General features: G+C 68.4%; 10 protein-coding genes. 2 read left to right on the top strand and 8 right to left on the bottom strand.

Annotated elements, in window-relative coordinates; genetic code table 11:
* Nucleotides 1-412 precede the first annotated feature (412 nt).
* Nucleotides 413-877 (bottom strand): Lrp/AsnC family transcriptional regulator, encoded by a 465-nt coding sequence (locus ARC63_RS15275; protein WP_005413654.1) that lies wholly within the window; start codon nucleotides 875-877, stop codon nucleotides 413-415.
* 127 nt (nucleotides 878-1004) lie between these two features.
* On the opposite strand from ARC63_RS15275, the gene ARC63_RS15270 reads away from it, so the two are divergent.
* Entirely contained in the window at nucleotides 1005-1736 is a 732-nt protein-coding gene (locus ARC63_RS15270) for an AzlC family ABC transporter permease (RefSeq protein WP_057503720.1), read from the top strand.
* Nucleotides 1733-2047: an AzlD family protein gene (locus ARC63_RS15265; RefSeq protein WP_005409898.1), complete on the top strand. Its 315-nt coding sequence runs from the start codon at nucleotides 1733-1735 to the stop codon at nucleotides 2045-2047. The genes ARC63_RS15270 and ARC63_RS15265 overlap by 4 nt, the downstream gene beginning before the upstream one ends.
* 52 nt (nucleotides 2048-2099) lie before the next feature.
* On the opposite strand, the gene glgX is transcribed toward ARC63_RS15265, so the two are convergent.
* Genes glgX through glgA form a run of 7 tightly spaced genes read right to left on the bottom strand, consistent with a single transcriptional unit; the run spans nucleotide 2100 to nucleotide 14229 of the window.
* Nucleotides 2100-4220 carry a glycogen debranching protein GlgX gene (glgX, locus tag ARC63_RS15260; protein WP_057503719.1) on the bottom strand — a complete coding sequence of 707 codons (2121 nt, stop codon included), beginning with the start codon at nucleotides 4218-4220 and terminating at the stop codon, nucleotides 2100-2102.
* Complete coding sequence (locus ARC63_RS22890; RefSeq protein ID WP_080352942.1) at nucleotides 4207-4377, bottom strand: DUF2934 domain-containing protein; 171 nt, start codon at nucleotides 4375-4377, stop codon at nucleotides 4207-4209. Before ARC63_RS22890 ends, glgX begins: the two co-directional genes overlap by 14 nt.
* On the bottom strand, nucleotides 4346-6919 hold the full coding sequence (gene treY / locus ARC63_RS15255; protein WP_057503718.1) for a malto-oligosyltrehalose synthase: 2574 nt from the start codon (nucleotides 6917-6919) through the stop codon (nucleotides 4346-4348). The genes ARC63_RS22890 and treY overlap by 32 nt, the downstream gene beginning before the upstream one ends.
* The gene (locus ARC63_RS15250) at nucleotides 6916-8760 is read right to left on the bottom strand and encodes a 4-alpha-glucanotransferase (RefSeq protein ID WP_057503717.1); all 1845 of its coding nucleotides are present in this window, start codon (nucleotides 8758-8760) and stop codon (nucleotides 6916-6918) included. Before ARC63_RS15250 ends, treY begins: the two co-directional genes overlap by 4 nt.
* Nucleotides 8757-10475, bottom strand: coding sequence for a malto-oligosyltrehalose trehalohydrolase (gene treZ, locus ARC63_RS15245; RefSeq protein ID WP_057503716.1), 1719 nt, complete (start codon nucleotides 10473-10475; stop codon nucleotides 8757-8759). Before treZ ends, ARC63_RS15250 begins: the two co-directional genes overlap by 4 nt.
* Nucleotides 10472-12706, bottom strand: coding sequence for a 1,4-alpha-glucan branching enzyme (locus ARC63_RS15240; RefSeq protein ID WP_057503715.1), 2235 nt, complete (start codon nucleotides 12704-12706; stop codon nucleotides 10472-10474). Before ARC63_RS15240 ends, treZ begins: the two co-directional genes overlap by 4 nt.
* On the bottom strand, nucleotides 12703-14229 hold the full coding sequence (gene glgA, locus ARC63_RS15235; protein WP_082587881.1) for a glycogen synthase GlgA: 1527 nt from the start codon (nucleotides 14227-14229) through the stop codon (nucleotides 12703-12705). Before glgA ends, ARC63_RS15240 begins: the two co-directional genes overlap by 4 nt.
* Between the last annotated feature and the right edge of the window lie 358 nt (nucleotides 14230-14587).

The raw sequence follows: 14587 nt of genomic DNA, 5'->3' as shown, positions 1-14587 counted from the left end.
CTCACGCCCCCGCAACCGGACCCACCCCGCCTTCGACAGATTCTCGCGAGCTGCCGGCGCCCTGTGTAGAGCCGAGCCATGCTCGGCTCAAATCTCACAGATATCGAAATGTTCGATTTCAATGGACGTTCATCCACGCATGGCGTGAATCTACCCAATCGCGAAAATCTGTCAGAGGTGGGGCGGTGTGGGCTTGCAGGACCGTTGGCGCCATGGATGGCGCCATCGAGCCCCCATGGACGGGTTTACGGCGTGTCCTGCCTGGCCATGCCGCCCCGCCGCCCCACGGAGAATCGCTGTTGCTGTTGCTGTTGCTGTTGCTGTTGCTGTTGCTGTTGCGCCTGAGGTTGCCGGCCAGCGGCCGGCACTACCCGCGGGTGCCGGGTGCAACCCGGCCGCAACCACCCATCCCTCAAAGCGGCAGCTGGGTCGTCTGCTTGATCCGCTGCATCGGAATCTCGGTCTTGGTGTTCTGCACCCCGGCAATCCGGTTCAGGTGCTGCATCTGGAACTGCCGGTAGGCATCAAGGTCCGCCACCGCCACCCGCAGCAGGAAATCGCAGTCGCCCGCCATCAGATGGCATTCAAGCACTTCCGGGAAAGACTTGATGCTGTTGATGAAGTGGTTGGTGGTGTCCTCGTCCTGCCCGCGCAGCCACACCCGCACGAACACCGTGAAGCCGCGGCCCACCTTGGCCTCGTTCAACAAGGCCACATAGCGATCGATGTAGCCGCCCTCCTCCAGCAACCGCACCCGGCGCAGGCAGGCCGACGGCGACAGCCCGACCAGGCGAGCCAGCTCCAGGTTCTGCAGGCGGCCGTCGCGCTGCAGGGCGTCGAGAATGCGCCGATCGAGGTTGTCGAGCTGGTACTGCATGGAATTTCGCCCTTGTCACTTCTGGCCGCATGAAATATCAATCATCCGGAATCCAGTGGCATCAACGCAACCCGATTTCGCGATTGGACCGCTAGCATGGGCCACCCCCACCTTGTTGTGCCGTTCGATGGACGCCCGTACCACCCTCCCCCTGCCCGACACCTGCGATACCGCCCCGCGTGCCGAATTCCTGCGCGGCCTGCGTGCCGCCGTGCCGGTGATGATCGGCTTCATTCCCTTCGCCCTGGTGCTCGGCGCCCAGGCCGCCCAGAAGGGCCTGAGCGCACTCGAAGTGCCGCTGATGACCGGCCTCAACTTCGCTGGCGGCTCGGAGTTCGCCGCCGTCGAACTGTGGACCTCGCCGCCGCATATCGCACTGATCGTGGCGATCACCGCGCTGGTCAACAGCCGCCACCTGCTGATGGGCGCCAGCCTGGCCCCGCTGCTGCAGCATCTGCCGCGCCGCCGGGTGCTGCCGGCGCTGTTCTTCATGTGCGACGAAAGCTGGGCGATGGGCGTGGCCGATGCGCGCCGACGCGCACTCGGCTTCAGCCTGGCCTATTACCTGGGCGTCTCGGCAGGCCTGTACACAGTCTGGGTGGCCTGCACCGCGCTGGGCGCGATCGTCGGGCCGATGCTGGGCGACATCCACGCCTATGGCTTCGACATGGCCTTCCCCGCCGTGTTCCTGGTGCTGCTGCGCGGCATGTGGCAGGGCATGAAGGCAGCACGGCCGTGGCTGGTCAGCCTGATCGTAGCCGCCGCCACCTACCTGCTGATCCCGGGCGCGTGGTACGTGGCCAGCGGCGCACTGGCCGGCCTGGCGGCCGCCTGGCTGCTGGCGGAGGACGCGGCATGATCTTCAATGGACTGATCCACTGGACCTCGGTGCTGACCATCGTGCTGATGGCCGCCGCCACTTACCTGACCCGCATCGTCGGCTTCCTCGCGCTGCGCAACCGCACACTGAGCAAACGCGCAGTGACGGTGATGGAAGCCGCGCCGGGCTGCGTGCTGATCTCGGTGATCGCCCCGGACTTCGTCGCCGACAAGCCGGCCGACCTGGCCGCACTGGCGATCACCTTGCTGGCCGCCACACGGCTGTCGATGCTGCCGACGGTGCTGATCGGCGTGGTCTCGGCGGGTGTGCTGCGCTATCTGATGGGGTAGCTACCGGTACGCCGGGCAACGCCAGGCGCACTGTAGTGGCGCCGCAGTGCAATCAGGCGCTGCTGCTTGCCGCCAGCAGGCACAGGCTGCGCGGCGGCAGCGTCCAGGCGCCTTCCTCATCCGGCCCCAACGGCGTTTCGTCGGTCTGCAGGAGTACGCGCCGGAACGACAGGGCGTCGTCTGACACACAGAACCGCTGCGGCTGCTCCCCGGCGTTCAACAGCAGGGCCAGGCTGACATGCCGCCCGGGCTCGCGCAGGCCACTGTCCGGACTGCGACCGTCCAGTACGATCAGTAGCGCACGCAGCCCTGCGTCATGCCAGTCCGCTTCCTCCATGCCGCGACCATCTGGATGCCGCCAGTCGATATCGCGCAGGCCCAGCGCCTCATCGTATTCGCCGCGCAGGAACCGGTTCCGGCGCAGCAGGCCGTAGCGCCGGCGCAGTGACAGCGCCCGCCGCACGAACGCCACCTGCGCCTGTGCAGCCGGCAATGCTGCGCGCTCCCAGTCGATCCAGCTCAGCGGATTGTCCTGGCAGTAGGCGTTGTTGTTGCCCCGCTGCGAATGGCCGAACTCATCGCCGGCCAGCAGCATGGGGGTGCCCTGCGCCAGCAGCAGCGTGGCCAGCAGGTTGCGCATCTGCCGCGCACGTACGGAGAGGATCGCCGGATCATCGGTCTCACCCTCCACGCCATGGTTGCTGGAAAGGTTGTGCGAATGGCCATCACGGTTGTCTTCGCCGTTGGCTTCGTTGTGGCGGTCGTTGTAGCTCACCAGATCATGCAGCGTGAACCCATCGTGTGCCGTTACCAGATTGATGCTGGCCGACGGCCGCCGGCCGTGGTGCTCGAACAGGTCGGCCGAGCCGGTGAAGCGGGTAGCGAATTCCGGCAGCTGGCCGCCATCGCCGCGCCACAGCGCGCGCACCGTATCTCGGAAACGGTCATTCCATTCGGCCCAGCCCGGCGGGAACTGGCCCAGCTGGTAGCCGCCCGGGCCGATGTCCCAGGGCTCGGCGATCAGCTTCACCTGGCTCAGGATCGGGTCCTGGCGCACCGCGTCGAGGAAGCTGCCCGAGGCATCGAAGCCATGCCGTTCACGGCCGAGAATGGTCGCCAGGTCGAAGCGGAAGCCGTCCACCCGCATCTCGGTCACCCAGTAGCGCAGCGAGTCCATCACCATGCGCAGTGCACCGGCATTGGTCAGGTCGAACGTGTTTCCGGTGCCGGTATCGTTGATGTAGTAGCGGCGATCATCGGCCAGGCGGTAGTAGCTGGCGTTGTCGATGCCCTTGAACGACAGCGTAGGGCCCAGCTCATTGCCTTCGGCGGTGTGGTTGTAGACCACGTCCAGGATCACTTCGATGCCGGCATTGTGCAACCGCGCGACCATCTGCTTGAACTCGGCCACGATGCCCAGCGACAGGTAGCGAGGCTGCGGCGCGAAGAAGCCGATGGTGTTGTACCCCCAGTAATTGCGCAGCCCGCGCTCGAGCAGCTGCTGGTCATCGACGTATGCGTGCACGGGTAGCAGTTCGATGGCGGTCACGCCCAGATGGCTGAGGTGGTCGACCACTGCGTCATGGCGCAGGGCAGAGAAGGTGCCACGCTCGGCCTGCGGGACATCGGGATGCTGCATGGTCAGCCCGCGCACATGCGCTTCGTAGATCACGGTCCGGTCCCAGGGCGTGGCAGGTGCACGCTCGACACCCCAGCTGAAGGCCGGGTCGATCACGGCGCAGCGCGGCATGTAGCTGGCGCTGTCGCGGCGGTCGAAACTGAGATCGCCATCGCGGTGACCCAGGGTGTAGCCGAACAGGTGGGGGGCCCACTTCAGTTCGCCGACGATCTGCTTGGCGTAGGGGTCCAGCAGCAGCTTGTTGGGATTGAAGCGATGGCCCTCTTCCGGCGCATACGGGCCGTGCACCCGGTAGCCGTAACGCTGCCCGGGCCGCACGTCCGGCAGGTAACCATGCCAGATCTCGTTGGTGTACTCGGGCAGCGCGATGCGTTCCACTTCGCGGTTGCGTCCATCGAACAGGCAGAGTTCCACCCGCGTGGCGTGCCGCGAGTACAGCGCGAAGTTCACACCCAATCCGTCCCAGGTCGCCCCCAGCGGGAACGGCCGGCCTTCGCGCACCCGCGAGGTCTGCGTCCACTTACGGCTCGCCATCAGTGCCCTCCTCCCCGCGCGCGGCGGCAATCTCGGCTTCCACCAGCCGCTCGGCCATGTGCCAGTGCCGTTGCTGCTGGTCGTCCGGGCGCCCTTCTGCCTCCCAGATCTGGTGGGCAAGTGCCTCAATCCGCTGCCGTCGTTCCCTGCTGTCCATCCCTACCTGTCTCCTCGTTGATCCATATCGCCAACGGGCTGCCAGCCAGAAGCCCGGCCACGTCCGCGGTTGCGTTGAAATGTTCGATGCGCCCGTCCAGGACATTGCGCATGGGGCCTGCCGGCAGCCCACGCAGCGTCACGCCGCTGCCGACGTCGCGCGGAATGTGCAGGCTGGGCCCCGGCATGGTGGTGGGCGAACTTCGCCGTACGACCACCAGCAGCACCTGCGCCTGATGCCTGCGCGTGAACGCCAGCCACGGCGAGCGCGCAGGCGCGGACAGCGGCTGCAGCGCGCCGTGCAGGAAAAGATGCGGGTGCCTGCGGCGGCAATCGAGCAACTGCCGGAGCAGGAATGCCTTGATCCCACCGTCCCGCCAGTCATCCAGCAGCGCGGGCCACCCGCGCGCATCACGCAGCCACGCGTGCCGCGCCGGATAGTCCACCGCGTACCGGTTGTCCGGGTCCACCAGGCTCAGGTCCCAGCCTTCGCCGCCCTGGTAGAGGTCGGGCACGCCGGGCAGGCAGTGCTGCAGGCACAGCTGTGCCAGGCCGTTGCAGGCGCCCGCCGGCGCGATGCGCGCCACGAACGTCGCCAGCGCCTCCCGCACCGGCTGCAATGGCGCTCCATCCAGCAGCGCGTGCAGCCACTGCGCGGCGGCCTCCTCCACGGCCACGTTGGGATCGGACCAGCTGCTGACCCGTTTACCCTCGCGCAATGCCTTGGTCAGCCATTGCACCATCCTCGATGCGAAGTCGGCGCCGGGGGTACCGTGCATCGGCCACGCGGCGACGAGCGCCTGCCATAGCGCATAGGTCTCGGCACCCGGCAACGGCATCGGCGCGCCGGCGTGGGTCGCCATCCGGCTCCAGCGCCGCACCGCGTCCCGCCACTCGACCGTGCAGGTACTGAGAACCGCCAGCCGTGCCCGGCTGTCGGCCCCGCGCTTGTGATCGTGGGTGGCCAGCGCAAGCAGCGCCCTGGGATGGCGCCGCAGGCGCCCGGCTGCATGTTCCAGCAGCTCGCGCCCTTCCATGCCCAGCCGCTGCGGATCACTGCCGACTTCGTTGCGCGACAGCAGCCTGAAGTAACGATAGAAGCCTGTGTCTTCCACCGACTTGGCATTCAACGGCGCGGCCAGCTGCCCGAACCGTACACGCAGCTCGGTTTCAGCCGGCGCCTGGCCGGGAAGTGCCTGCAGCAGCAGATCCAGCGCGGCGCGTGCCGCACCGTCCAGCGCCTCGCGCGCAGCAGCTGCAGCGTCCACCAGCGCCTTTCGTTCACCCGTCCACTGCAGCGAATAGGGCCGGTAGGTGCGGTAATGCCGCAGCAATGAAGCCAATGCGCGTGCCAGCGCAGCCACTCCGATATCGGCCTCGGCCAGCCGGGGCTGCAGGACCTGCTGCGCACTGCGCAGCAGCCGCTGGAAGTCTGCGTGAAGGCCCTGGCGCAACATCATGCCGCGAGCGTCCTGCTGAATCCAGTCAAAGCTGCGCGAGTCACCGCCCAGCGCCTGCCACGTGCGCGAGAGCGCGGGGGCAGCCGCCGGATCGTGCAACCAGGCACCGGTCTGGTCCATGAAGTCATAGCCGGTGGTACCGTCGCAGGCCCAGCTGTCGGGCAGCTGCTCGCCCTCGGCCAGTATCTTCTCCACATGCAGGCTCACCGCCTGCGGATCACGACCGCCGGCCGCACAGGCTGCGTCGAGCGATTCACGAAGGCGCCGCAGGTAGGCGCCCGGGGAGGACAGGCCATCCACATGATCGATACGCAGGCCGTCCACCCGTCCCTCGCGTACCAACCGCAGCGGCAGCGCATGCACCGCCTCGAACACGTCGTCACGCTCCACCCGCAGCGCGGCCAGTTCATTGATATCGAAAAAGCGCCGGTAGTTCACCTGATCGCCCGCCGTGCGCCACCAGGCCAGCCGGTAGTGCTGCCGCTGCAGCAGCGTATGCAGCCGTTCAACGCTGCGGTTGCAGCGCTCGGCCCACGCCGGCCACTGCGCGGGGTCCAGTGGATGGCTGCGCGGCGACAAGGGCAACGCCAGCCCGTGGTGGCGCAGCACGGGACGCGCGTTGTCCACCACCACGCGCACTACGCCATCGCGCACCGCGTCGTGCAACGGCCGGTCCAGTGCAGGCAGCCAGAGCCGGCCCTCGCAGCCCGGCGCCTCCCAGTCGATGTCAAACCATTCTGCGTGCGGGCTTCGACGCCCGTGCATCAGCACATCGTTCCACCAATGGCTGTGCGGGGACGCCGCCAGATGGTTGGGTACGATGTCGAGGATCAGGCCCATGCCGTGCGCGCGCGTCGCTGTGGCCAGTTGCCGGAAGGCTTCTTCGCCGCCCAGTTCCGGATTGATGCGGGCCGGGTCGATGCCATCGTAGCCATGCGTAGACCCGGGCAGCGCAGCGGTGATCGGCGACAGGTAAAGGTGGCTGACGCCCAGCGCGGCGTAGTACGGCAGCTTCGTCGCGGCGGCCTCGAGGTCGAAGCCTGCATGCAATTGCAGGCGTACGGTGGCACGCAATGGAGTCATCGCCGCTCCCTCCGCCGCGTGGCGCTGAAGCGGGCAATACGTGCGTCAACCGCGTCCTGGTCCCACGCTAGCGGTAGCCGCCGGCGCCAGTTCGGATGGCCGTTGACGGTGCCCGGCAGGTTCACCTGCGCGCGACTGCCCAGGGCGTCTTCCAGCGGGAGCAGCGCCAGCCGTGACGATGCGTGCGCGACCAGCGACAGCGCACGCGCTTCAAGCGTGGCCCCCTCGCCCCGGGCGACTGCGGACAGCGCCTGGACCTCTCTGGAGCGCGCGTGCAGCGCCGACGGAAGCCCGCTCAGCTCACCCAGGCGGGCACGCCAGCGCAGGTCGCGCCCGTGCAGCCAGCCGGACAGCGGTGGCAGATCATGGGTGGAGGGCATGGCCACCGCATCGCGGCGCCACCGTGGCGCCGGCAGGAAGCGCTCACCGTTGCGGGCGAACGGCAGCACCTCGATGCCCAGGATGCCGCGGGCTGCCAGCCGCTGGCGAACGCCCGGCGGCACCACGCCCAGGTCTTCACCAATCAGCACGCAGCGATGCCGCCACGATTCCAGCACCAGCAGGTTGATCAGATCATCGAACGGATAGCGCAGGTAAACGCCCTGCCCGGCGCCCGCCCCGCGGGGAAGCACCCACAGGCGCTGCAGGCCAAGGATATGGTCGATGCGCAGCCCGCCACGGCCGGCCATCACAGCGCGCAGCACGCGGATGAACGGCTCAAAGCCCTCGCGCTGCAGGGCGAAGGGTGACCAGCTGGTGATACCCCAGGCCTGGCCCAGCGGATTGAACGCATCCGGCGGCGCGCCCAGTTCAAGACCCTGCAGCAGTTGGTCGCCGCCGGTCCGCGCCTCGACGCCCTGCGGTGCGCAACCCACCGCCAGATCCGCGATCAGCCCGATCGACGCGCCGTCGTTGCGCAATCCCGCCTGCACCTGCGCCCAGCCCTGCCGCGCCAACCATTGCGCAAACGCATGGTCGTCGGCGCTTCCAGTGAACCGGTCGGCGGCGTGCTGGCAATAGCGCAGCAGGGGTTCGCCTTGCGCATCGCGCCACGTCTGCATCTGTTCGCACTGTGCCGGCGCCTGCTGCCGCAGCCACTGGTGCACCTGGCGCAGCCAGCGCCACTTCAACGCCGCCGAGTGCGGCCAGTCGATGCGGCGCGCTGCGGTGGCGGCTGCAACTGCCGTCGCCAGTGCTTGGTCTTCAGCCAGCACGGCGTCGGCTGCCTCCGGCAGTACCTGCGGCAGGGACACCTGCAGTGGATCGAGCCAGTGCCGGTCGCTGGGCGAATAGGGGCTGTAGCCTGGCCCAGGTGGCAAGCCGGCATGCAGCGGGCTCAACGCCACTGCATCGCCGCCGTGACGGTGCAGCAGTTCGCTCCATCGTGCACAGCCGGCGCTGTCACCGATGCCAGCGTCGCAAGAGGCGCGAAGGCTGTAGACCTGCGCCGACAGGCCCCAGCCGCGCAGCGTGCCCTGCGGCCACCAGGCACGTTGTGGCGCCACCGCAACCGCCTGTTGCCGGTCGCCCCGGCGCCACTGCCAGTAACCCGGCTGGTCCGGCACGCGCCAGCGCCCTTGCGCATCGGCGCGTGCCGGCAGCACTGCGCCATGCTCATCCACCCAGCACGCTGCGCCGGCTGCGTCCGGCATCGCCAGCAGCTGTCCACAGCAGGCCGTGCGCAGGCCACCGTGCTCGGGCGCTGCATCGCCCTGCAGCCCCTCCAGCACCGCGCGCAGCACGTCCGGTGCGACCTCGCGCTCGACACCGGCCACGTCGGTCCAGCGAACCAGCAGGCCCGCGCGCCGTGCCGCCTCCAGAACCGCCGCATCGGTACTCATGCGGCGACCCAACAGGCAAGCACGCCGCCGCCTGCGGGCAGCAACGTGGCAGCGTCCGGCCCCACAACGTGCTCCCCGGCCGGCATCGCATGCACCACCGGCGACGGGCCGACATTGACCGCGATCCACCACTGGCCCGACGGCAGCTGCCAGCCCGCCTGCACCGCGCCTTCGCCCAGCACGCGCGCACCCAACGACCGCGCCTGCAGCAACCCGGGCTGCAGATAGCGCCTGCGCAGTGCCAGAAACCCGCTCGTGCAGCGCAGCCAGTCCTGCGACCAGGAATCATCGCCGGGCGGCGACGTGTAGGACGCCTGCAGGGTGGCCGGGTCGTTCGGGTCGGGAATACGCGCGCGCGCGGCGGCGTCGGCAAAGGCGCTGAAACCAGCGAACTCGCGGCGACGCCCTTCGCGCACCGCCTCGTCCAGCGGCGGCGCGTAGTCGGTGAAGAACAGGAACGGCGATTGCGCCTGCCACGGTTCGCCCATGAACAGCAGCGGGATCATCGGCGTCAGCAGGGTCAACGCCAGCGCCGCACGCAGCCGCGCCGGATCCACCAGCATCGACAAGCGCTCGCCGAAAGCACGGTTGCCTACCTGGTCGTGGTTCTGCGCGAATGCCACAAAACACGCGGGAGACAGGTCGGCGCTGGGTTCGCCGCGGGGATCGCCGCGCAGGTCCGGTTCACCCTGCCAGGCGAATCCTTCGGCCAGGCAGCGCGCCAGCAGTGCTTCGGCGCGACCGGCATAGGCCGCGTAATAGCCCTCCTGCTCGCCGGTCAGCATCACGTGCAGCGCATTGTGGAAGTCATCGTTCCACTGCCCCTGGTAGGCGCCGCGCAGCCACCGCGCCTGGTTGCGCTCGTTCTCCAGCACCAGGTGCGCGTGCGGGGCCACCGCACGTACCTCATCGGCCAGCTGCTGGAGGAAACCGTCATCGTCAATGGCGTGCACCGCGTCCAGGCGCAGGCCATCGAAGCCGTAGTCGCGCAACCACATCAGCGCGTTGTCGATGAAAAAGCGCCGCACCCAGGGCTGGCGGAAGTCGATGGCCTCGCCCCACGGCGTGCTGCGGTCGTCACGGAAGAACCCGCGCGCGTAGTCGCGCAGGTGGTTGCCCTGTGGTCCGAAGTGGTTGTAGACCACATCCAGCAGCACCGAGAGCCCTGCATCGTGCGCCGCTTCGATGAAGGCCCTCAGCGCTGCCGGCCCGCCATAGGCATGGGCCGGCGCATACGGGAACACGCCGTCGTAGCCCCAGTTGCGCTGGCCGGGAAACTGCGCGACCGGCATCAGTTCAATGGCGGTGATGCCCAGCGCGGCCAGCATCGGCAGCTGCGCGGTCAACGCCGCGAAGCCGCCGCCGGCCTCGATGTGTGCTTCATAGATCACCAGATCCTGCCAGGCATGCCCGCGCCAAGCGGGTTGCGCCATGGCCGTGTCCAGCACCACCGCGCTGTCTCCGTCGATGCCGTCCGGCTGCCAGCGCGAGGCCGGGTCGGGCACGTCCTGACCGGAAGGAAGGCGAAAACGGTAGCGGTCGCCATGCGATGCCGGTGTCCGCAGCCAGTGGCAGCCGTCCGGGTCACGTTGCATCGGCTGTTGCGTGCCGCGCAGGCACAGCGCCATCGTCCTTGCGTCCGGTGCCCACACGCGGAACTCCACCCCGTCACCGGCCACCGGCCAAGCGCCCAGGCGCGGGGCCACTGTGGTCATGCATCAACCTGCAGGTACAGCGTGGACAGCGGCGGCAGGGTCAGCCGCAGCGACTGGGCGTGGCCGTGCATCGGCCTCGACTCGGTATGCACTGCACCGAGGTTTCCCGCATTGCCGCCACCGTAATACGCGCTGTCGGTGTTGAGCCGTTCGGTCCAACACCCCGGTTGCGGCACGCCGACCCGGTAGCCGTCGCGACGCACCGGAGTGAAGTTGCTCACCACCAGAAGGGTGCGGCCGCTACCGGCAGGATCCCGGCGGATGAAGGCGTAGACGCTGTTGCGGCTGTCGTCGGCCACGCTCCAGTCGAAACCGCGTTCGTCGCGTTCGTCGCGATGCAACGCAGGTTCGGAACGCAGCACGGCATTGAGGTCGCCCACCAGGCGTGACAGGCCCTGGCCCTCACTGCTGGCCGCCCGTACCCAGTCCAGTGCCGCATCGTGCGACCACTCCTGTCCCTGGCCGAACTCGCCGCCCATGAACAGCAGTTTGCTGCCCGGGTGCGCCCACATGAAACCGTAGTACGCGCGGAGCTGGGCCGGCCGCTGCGCCGGCTCGCCCGCCATCTTGGCCAGCAGCGCCCCCTTGCCGTGCACCACCTCGTCATGCGAAAGCGGAAGCACGAACCGTTCGGAGAAGGCGTAGACCAGGCCGAAGCTGATCTCACTATGATGATGCTGGCGATGAACCGGATCGCGCCCCAGGTACTGCAGGGTGTCGTGCATCCAGCCCATGTTCCATTTGTGGGTGAAACCAAGTCCGCCCTGCTCCACCGGCGCGGTCACCCCTGGCCATGCGGTGGATTCCTCGGCGATCACCAGCACGTCCGGAAAGCGCTCGCGCAGCGTCTGGTTCATCCGCCGCAGGAACGCGACCGCCTGCAGGTTCTCGCGTCCGCCCTGCTCGTTGGGTATCCACTCCCCCTCGGCACGGCTGTAATCCCGGTACAGCATCGACGCTACTGCGTCCACGCGCAGACCGTCGATATGGAAGCGCTCCACCCATTCCAGCGCACTGCCGATCAGGTAGGCAGCCACTTCGTTGCGGCCATAGTTGTAGATCAGCGTGTCCCAGTCGGCGTGCACGCCTTCGCGCGGGTCGGCGTGCTCGTACAGCGCGGTCCCATCAAACCCGGCCAGGCCATGGGCATCGTTGGGGAAGTGCGCGCTCACCCAGTCCACGATCACGCCGATGCCGGCCTGATGGCAGCGGTCCACGAAGCGCGCGAAGGCCTGCGGCGTGCCGTGGCGCGCCGTCGGCGCGTAGATCCCCAGCGGCTGGTAGCCCCAGGAACCGCCGAAGGGATGCTCGCTCACCGGCAGCAGCTCGATGTGGGTGAAGCCAAGCCCGGCCACGTACGGAATCAACCGGTCGGCCAGGGCATCCCAGTCCAGCGGCGCGCCCTCGTCGCTGCGCTGCCAGGAGCCCGCATGCACCTCGTAGATCGACAGTGGCGCGCGGGTTCCGGCGTGGGGACGGGCCGCCATCCATGCGTCATCGTGCCACTCCATCCGCCCCGCAGAAGGCACCCGCGAAGCAGTCGCGGGAGGCAGCTCGGCCCAGCGCGCCATCGGATCGAACTTGTCGGGCATCACCTGGCCATCAGCGCCGACAATGCGGAACTTGTAACGGGCGCCCGGCTGCACGCCAGGCAGGAACAACTCCCAGACGCCAGCGGTATGCCGCAGACGCATCGGATGGCGTCGGCCATCCCAACCATTGAAATCGCCAACCACGGCAACCCGTCGCGCATTGGGGGCCCATACCGCGAAGCGCACCCCGTCGATGCCCTGCAGCTGCATCGGCAGCGCGCCCAACTGCCGCGCTGCCTCAGCATCACCGGCATGGAAACGCTCCAGCAGCGCCTCATCCAGCAGCGGACCGAAGGAATAGGCATCGTGTATCTGTTCCACACCCTGCTCGAAATGCAGGGCGAGCAGCGGCACGGGCGCTTCACCTGCTGCACCTTCGAACAGGCCAGGCAAGGGGCCCGGTTGCAGGTCCCAGCGCCGCTCCGGGCCCGCAATCACCTCCACGCGACGCGCGTGGGGCACCAGAACGCGCAGCTGGCGCTGGCCATCGGGCTGTTGGTGCGGCCCGAGCCAGGCAAACGCATCGGCCGGTCGCGCATGGACGAGGTCCTCCAGCGCCGGCGCGACGCGCTGATCCAATCCCGTCTCCGGGATCGTCTCATCCTCCAGGGCGGCCAGATGCAGGCTGTCGTGACTCATGCGGCCACCTGGCAGGTCTGCTGGTACAACGCCAGGTAGGCACGCCCCGCCGCATCCCAACCGCCCGGCCGCAGCATGGCCGCGCGGCGCATGGCCTGCAGCAGGCCGGGCAGGCGGAAGGTGCGCATCGCCCGTTCCACGCAGCGGCGCAGGCCGTCGGCATTGGCGCCGTGGAACAGGAATCCGGTTACGCCATCCTCGACGGTATCGACCAGCCCGCCGGTCGCGTGCGCGATGGGCAGGCAGCCGAAGCGCTGCGCGTACATCTGGCTCAACCCACAGGGTTCGAAACGCGAAGGCATCAGCAGGAAGTCGGCGCCGGCAAACATCTGGCGGGCCAGCGCCTCCTCGAAGCCGATGAATGCGCCCACCCGTCCGGGGTAGCGCCGGGCCAGCGCCTGCACCTGCGCTTCCACCTGCGGCTCGCCACCGCCGATGATGACCAGCTGGCCGCCGGCCGCCACGATCTGCGGCGCCACGTCGCAGGTGATGTCCAGGCCTTTCTGGTGCACCAGGCGGGAGACCACCGCGAACAGCGGGCCGGCGGAGGGCGCCAGGCCGAATGCCTTGCGCACCGCATGCGCATTGGTGGCGCGCCCGGTCCACTCACCAATGCCGAAGTGGGCCTTGAGATGGATATCGCGACGCGGGTCCCAGCTGGCGTCGATGCCGTTGACGATGCCACTCAGGTGCCCGCCGGCCGCGCGACGCGCCAACAGATCATGCAGCCCGCAGCCGTCATCCGGGGCGGTGATCTGCTGCGCGTAGCGCAGGCTGACCGTGTTCAGGCGCGTGGCGTTGGTGATCCCGCCTTGCAGGAACGACATCTGCCCGTGGAAGTGCAGTTCATCCAGGTGTTCGGCCGGTACGCCCAGCACAGCTGCAAGCGCGTACGGAAACAGCCCCTGGTACGCCAGGTTGTGGATGGTCAGCAGGGTCGGCACGGTGGTCCGGTCCCAACGCACGTAGGCGGCCGCCATGGCCACGGGCCAGTCGTTCAGGTGCAGCAGCTGCGGCGACCAGTCCAGCCCGGCACGCCCGGCCGCGATCTCCGCGGCCGCGTGTGAGAGCGTGGCGAAGCGAACCGCGTTGTCCTTCCACTCCTGGCCCTGCCCGTCGACGTAGGGCGATCCTTCACGCTCGTACAGCTCAGGCGACAGCAGCACATAGATCGGAAGACCGTCTGCCTGCACCGCCATGCCGATCGTGCACGCCGGCAAGCCGGCCCGCGCGCTGACCTGCCCCACCCGCTGCAACTGTGGCAGGCGCTGCAGTACTTCCGGGTAGCCGGGCAGCAGCACGCGCGAATCACAGGCGCCGCGCACCGCACGCGGCAGGGCTGCGGCCACGTCGCCCAAGCCTCCGGCCTTGATGAAGTCGGCCATCTCGGTCGCGACGAACAACACACGCTGTACCAGTTCCGGCAGCTGCAGTGGTTGCGAGTGGCCACGGCGGGTGCCGATCGGCACGGGCGTGACCGGAGAGATCGCAACGGGTGAAGCGGACTGGGCGGCGCGGGCCATGGGGATGATCTCGGATGCTTCAGGCAGACAGACGCCAGCGGCGCCCGGACGGGCGCTGATGCTGGGAGGGAAGTCGACGCAGGACGTGGGGGACGTCAGCGAGAGGCTCAGGACGACAATAGCCCTGCATGCGATCAACCAACCGTGAAGCCATGGCGATTTCTTTGTGACAAGGCGTCATGAGCTCAGTACACATGACGTGCGCCCGCCTGCTGCCTGTGTCTCTCCTGTAGAGCCGAGCCCGCGCCCGGCTGCTGGCAATCCCGTTTGCCCCGTGAGCCGAGCATGGGCTCGGCTCTACAGAGATTCTTCCTGCGACACCCGGTCGCAGGCCATCGTGCGCCCCACTTGACCAATG

Origin of the sequence: Stenotrophomonas geniculata ATCC 19374 = JCM 13324 (assembly GCF_001431625.1) — a bacterium.
GTDB lineage: Bacteria > Pseudomonadota > Gammaproteobacteria > Xanthomonadales > Xanthomonadaceae > Stenotrophomonas > Stenotrophomonas geniculata.
The sequence above is the reverse complement of the archived record's forward strand: the minus strand, read 5'-3'. Positions and strand labels throughout refer to the sequence as shown.

What these genes read in the sequence shown, in the direction of transcription:
- ARC63_RS15275 (WP_005413654.1), bottom strand. Translation starts at nt 877, where the DNA reads ATGCAGTACCAGCTCGACAACCTCGATCGGCGCATTCTCGACGCCCTG.
- ARC63_RS15270 (WP_057503720.1), top strand. Translation starts at nt 1,005, where the DNA reads ATGGACGCCCGTACCACCCTCCCCCTGCCCGACACCTGCGATACCGCC.
- ARC63_RS15265 (WP_005409898.1), top strand. Translation starts at nt 1,733, where the DNA reads ATGATCTTCAATGGACTGATCCACTGGACCTCGGTGCTGACCATCGTG.
- glgX (WP_057503719.1), bottom strand. Translation starts at nt 4,220, where the DNA reads ATGGCGAGCCGTAAGTGGACGCAGACCTCGCGGGTGCGCGAAGGCCGG.
- ARC63_RS22890 (WP_080352942.1), bottom strand. Translation starts at nt 4,377, where the DNA reads ATGGACAGCAGGGAACGACGGCAGCGGATTGAGGCACTTGCCCACCAG.
- treY (WP_057503718.1), bottom strand. Translation starts at nt 6,919, where the DNA reads ATGACTCCATTGCGTGCCACCGTACGCCTGCAATTGCATGCAGGCTTC.
- ARC63_RS15250 (WP_057503717.1), bottom strand. Translation starts at nt 8,760, where the DNA reads ATGAGTACCGATGCGGCGGTTCTGGAGGCGGCACGGCGCGCGGGCCTG.
- treZ (WP_057503716.1), bottom strand. Translation starts at nt 10,475, where the DNA reads ATGACCACAGTGGCCCCGCGCCTGGGCGCTTGGCCGGTGGCCGGTGAC.
- ARC63_RS15240 (WP_057503715.1), bottom strand. Translation starts at nt 12,706, where the DNA reads ATGAGTCACGACAGCCTGCATCTGGCCGCCCTGGAGGATGAGACGATC.
- glgA (WP_082587881.1), bottom strand. Translation starts at nt 14,229, where the DNA reads ATGGCCCGCGCCGCCCAGTCCGCTTCACCCGTTGCGATCTCTCCGGTC.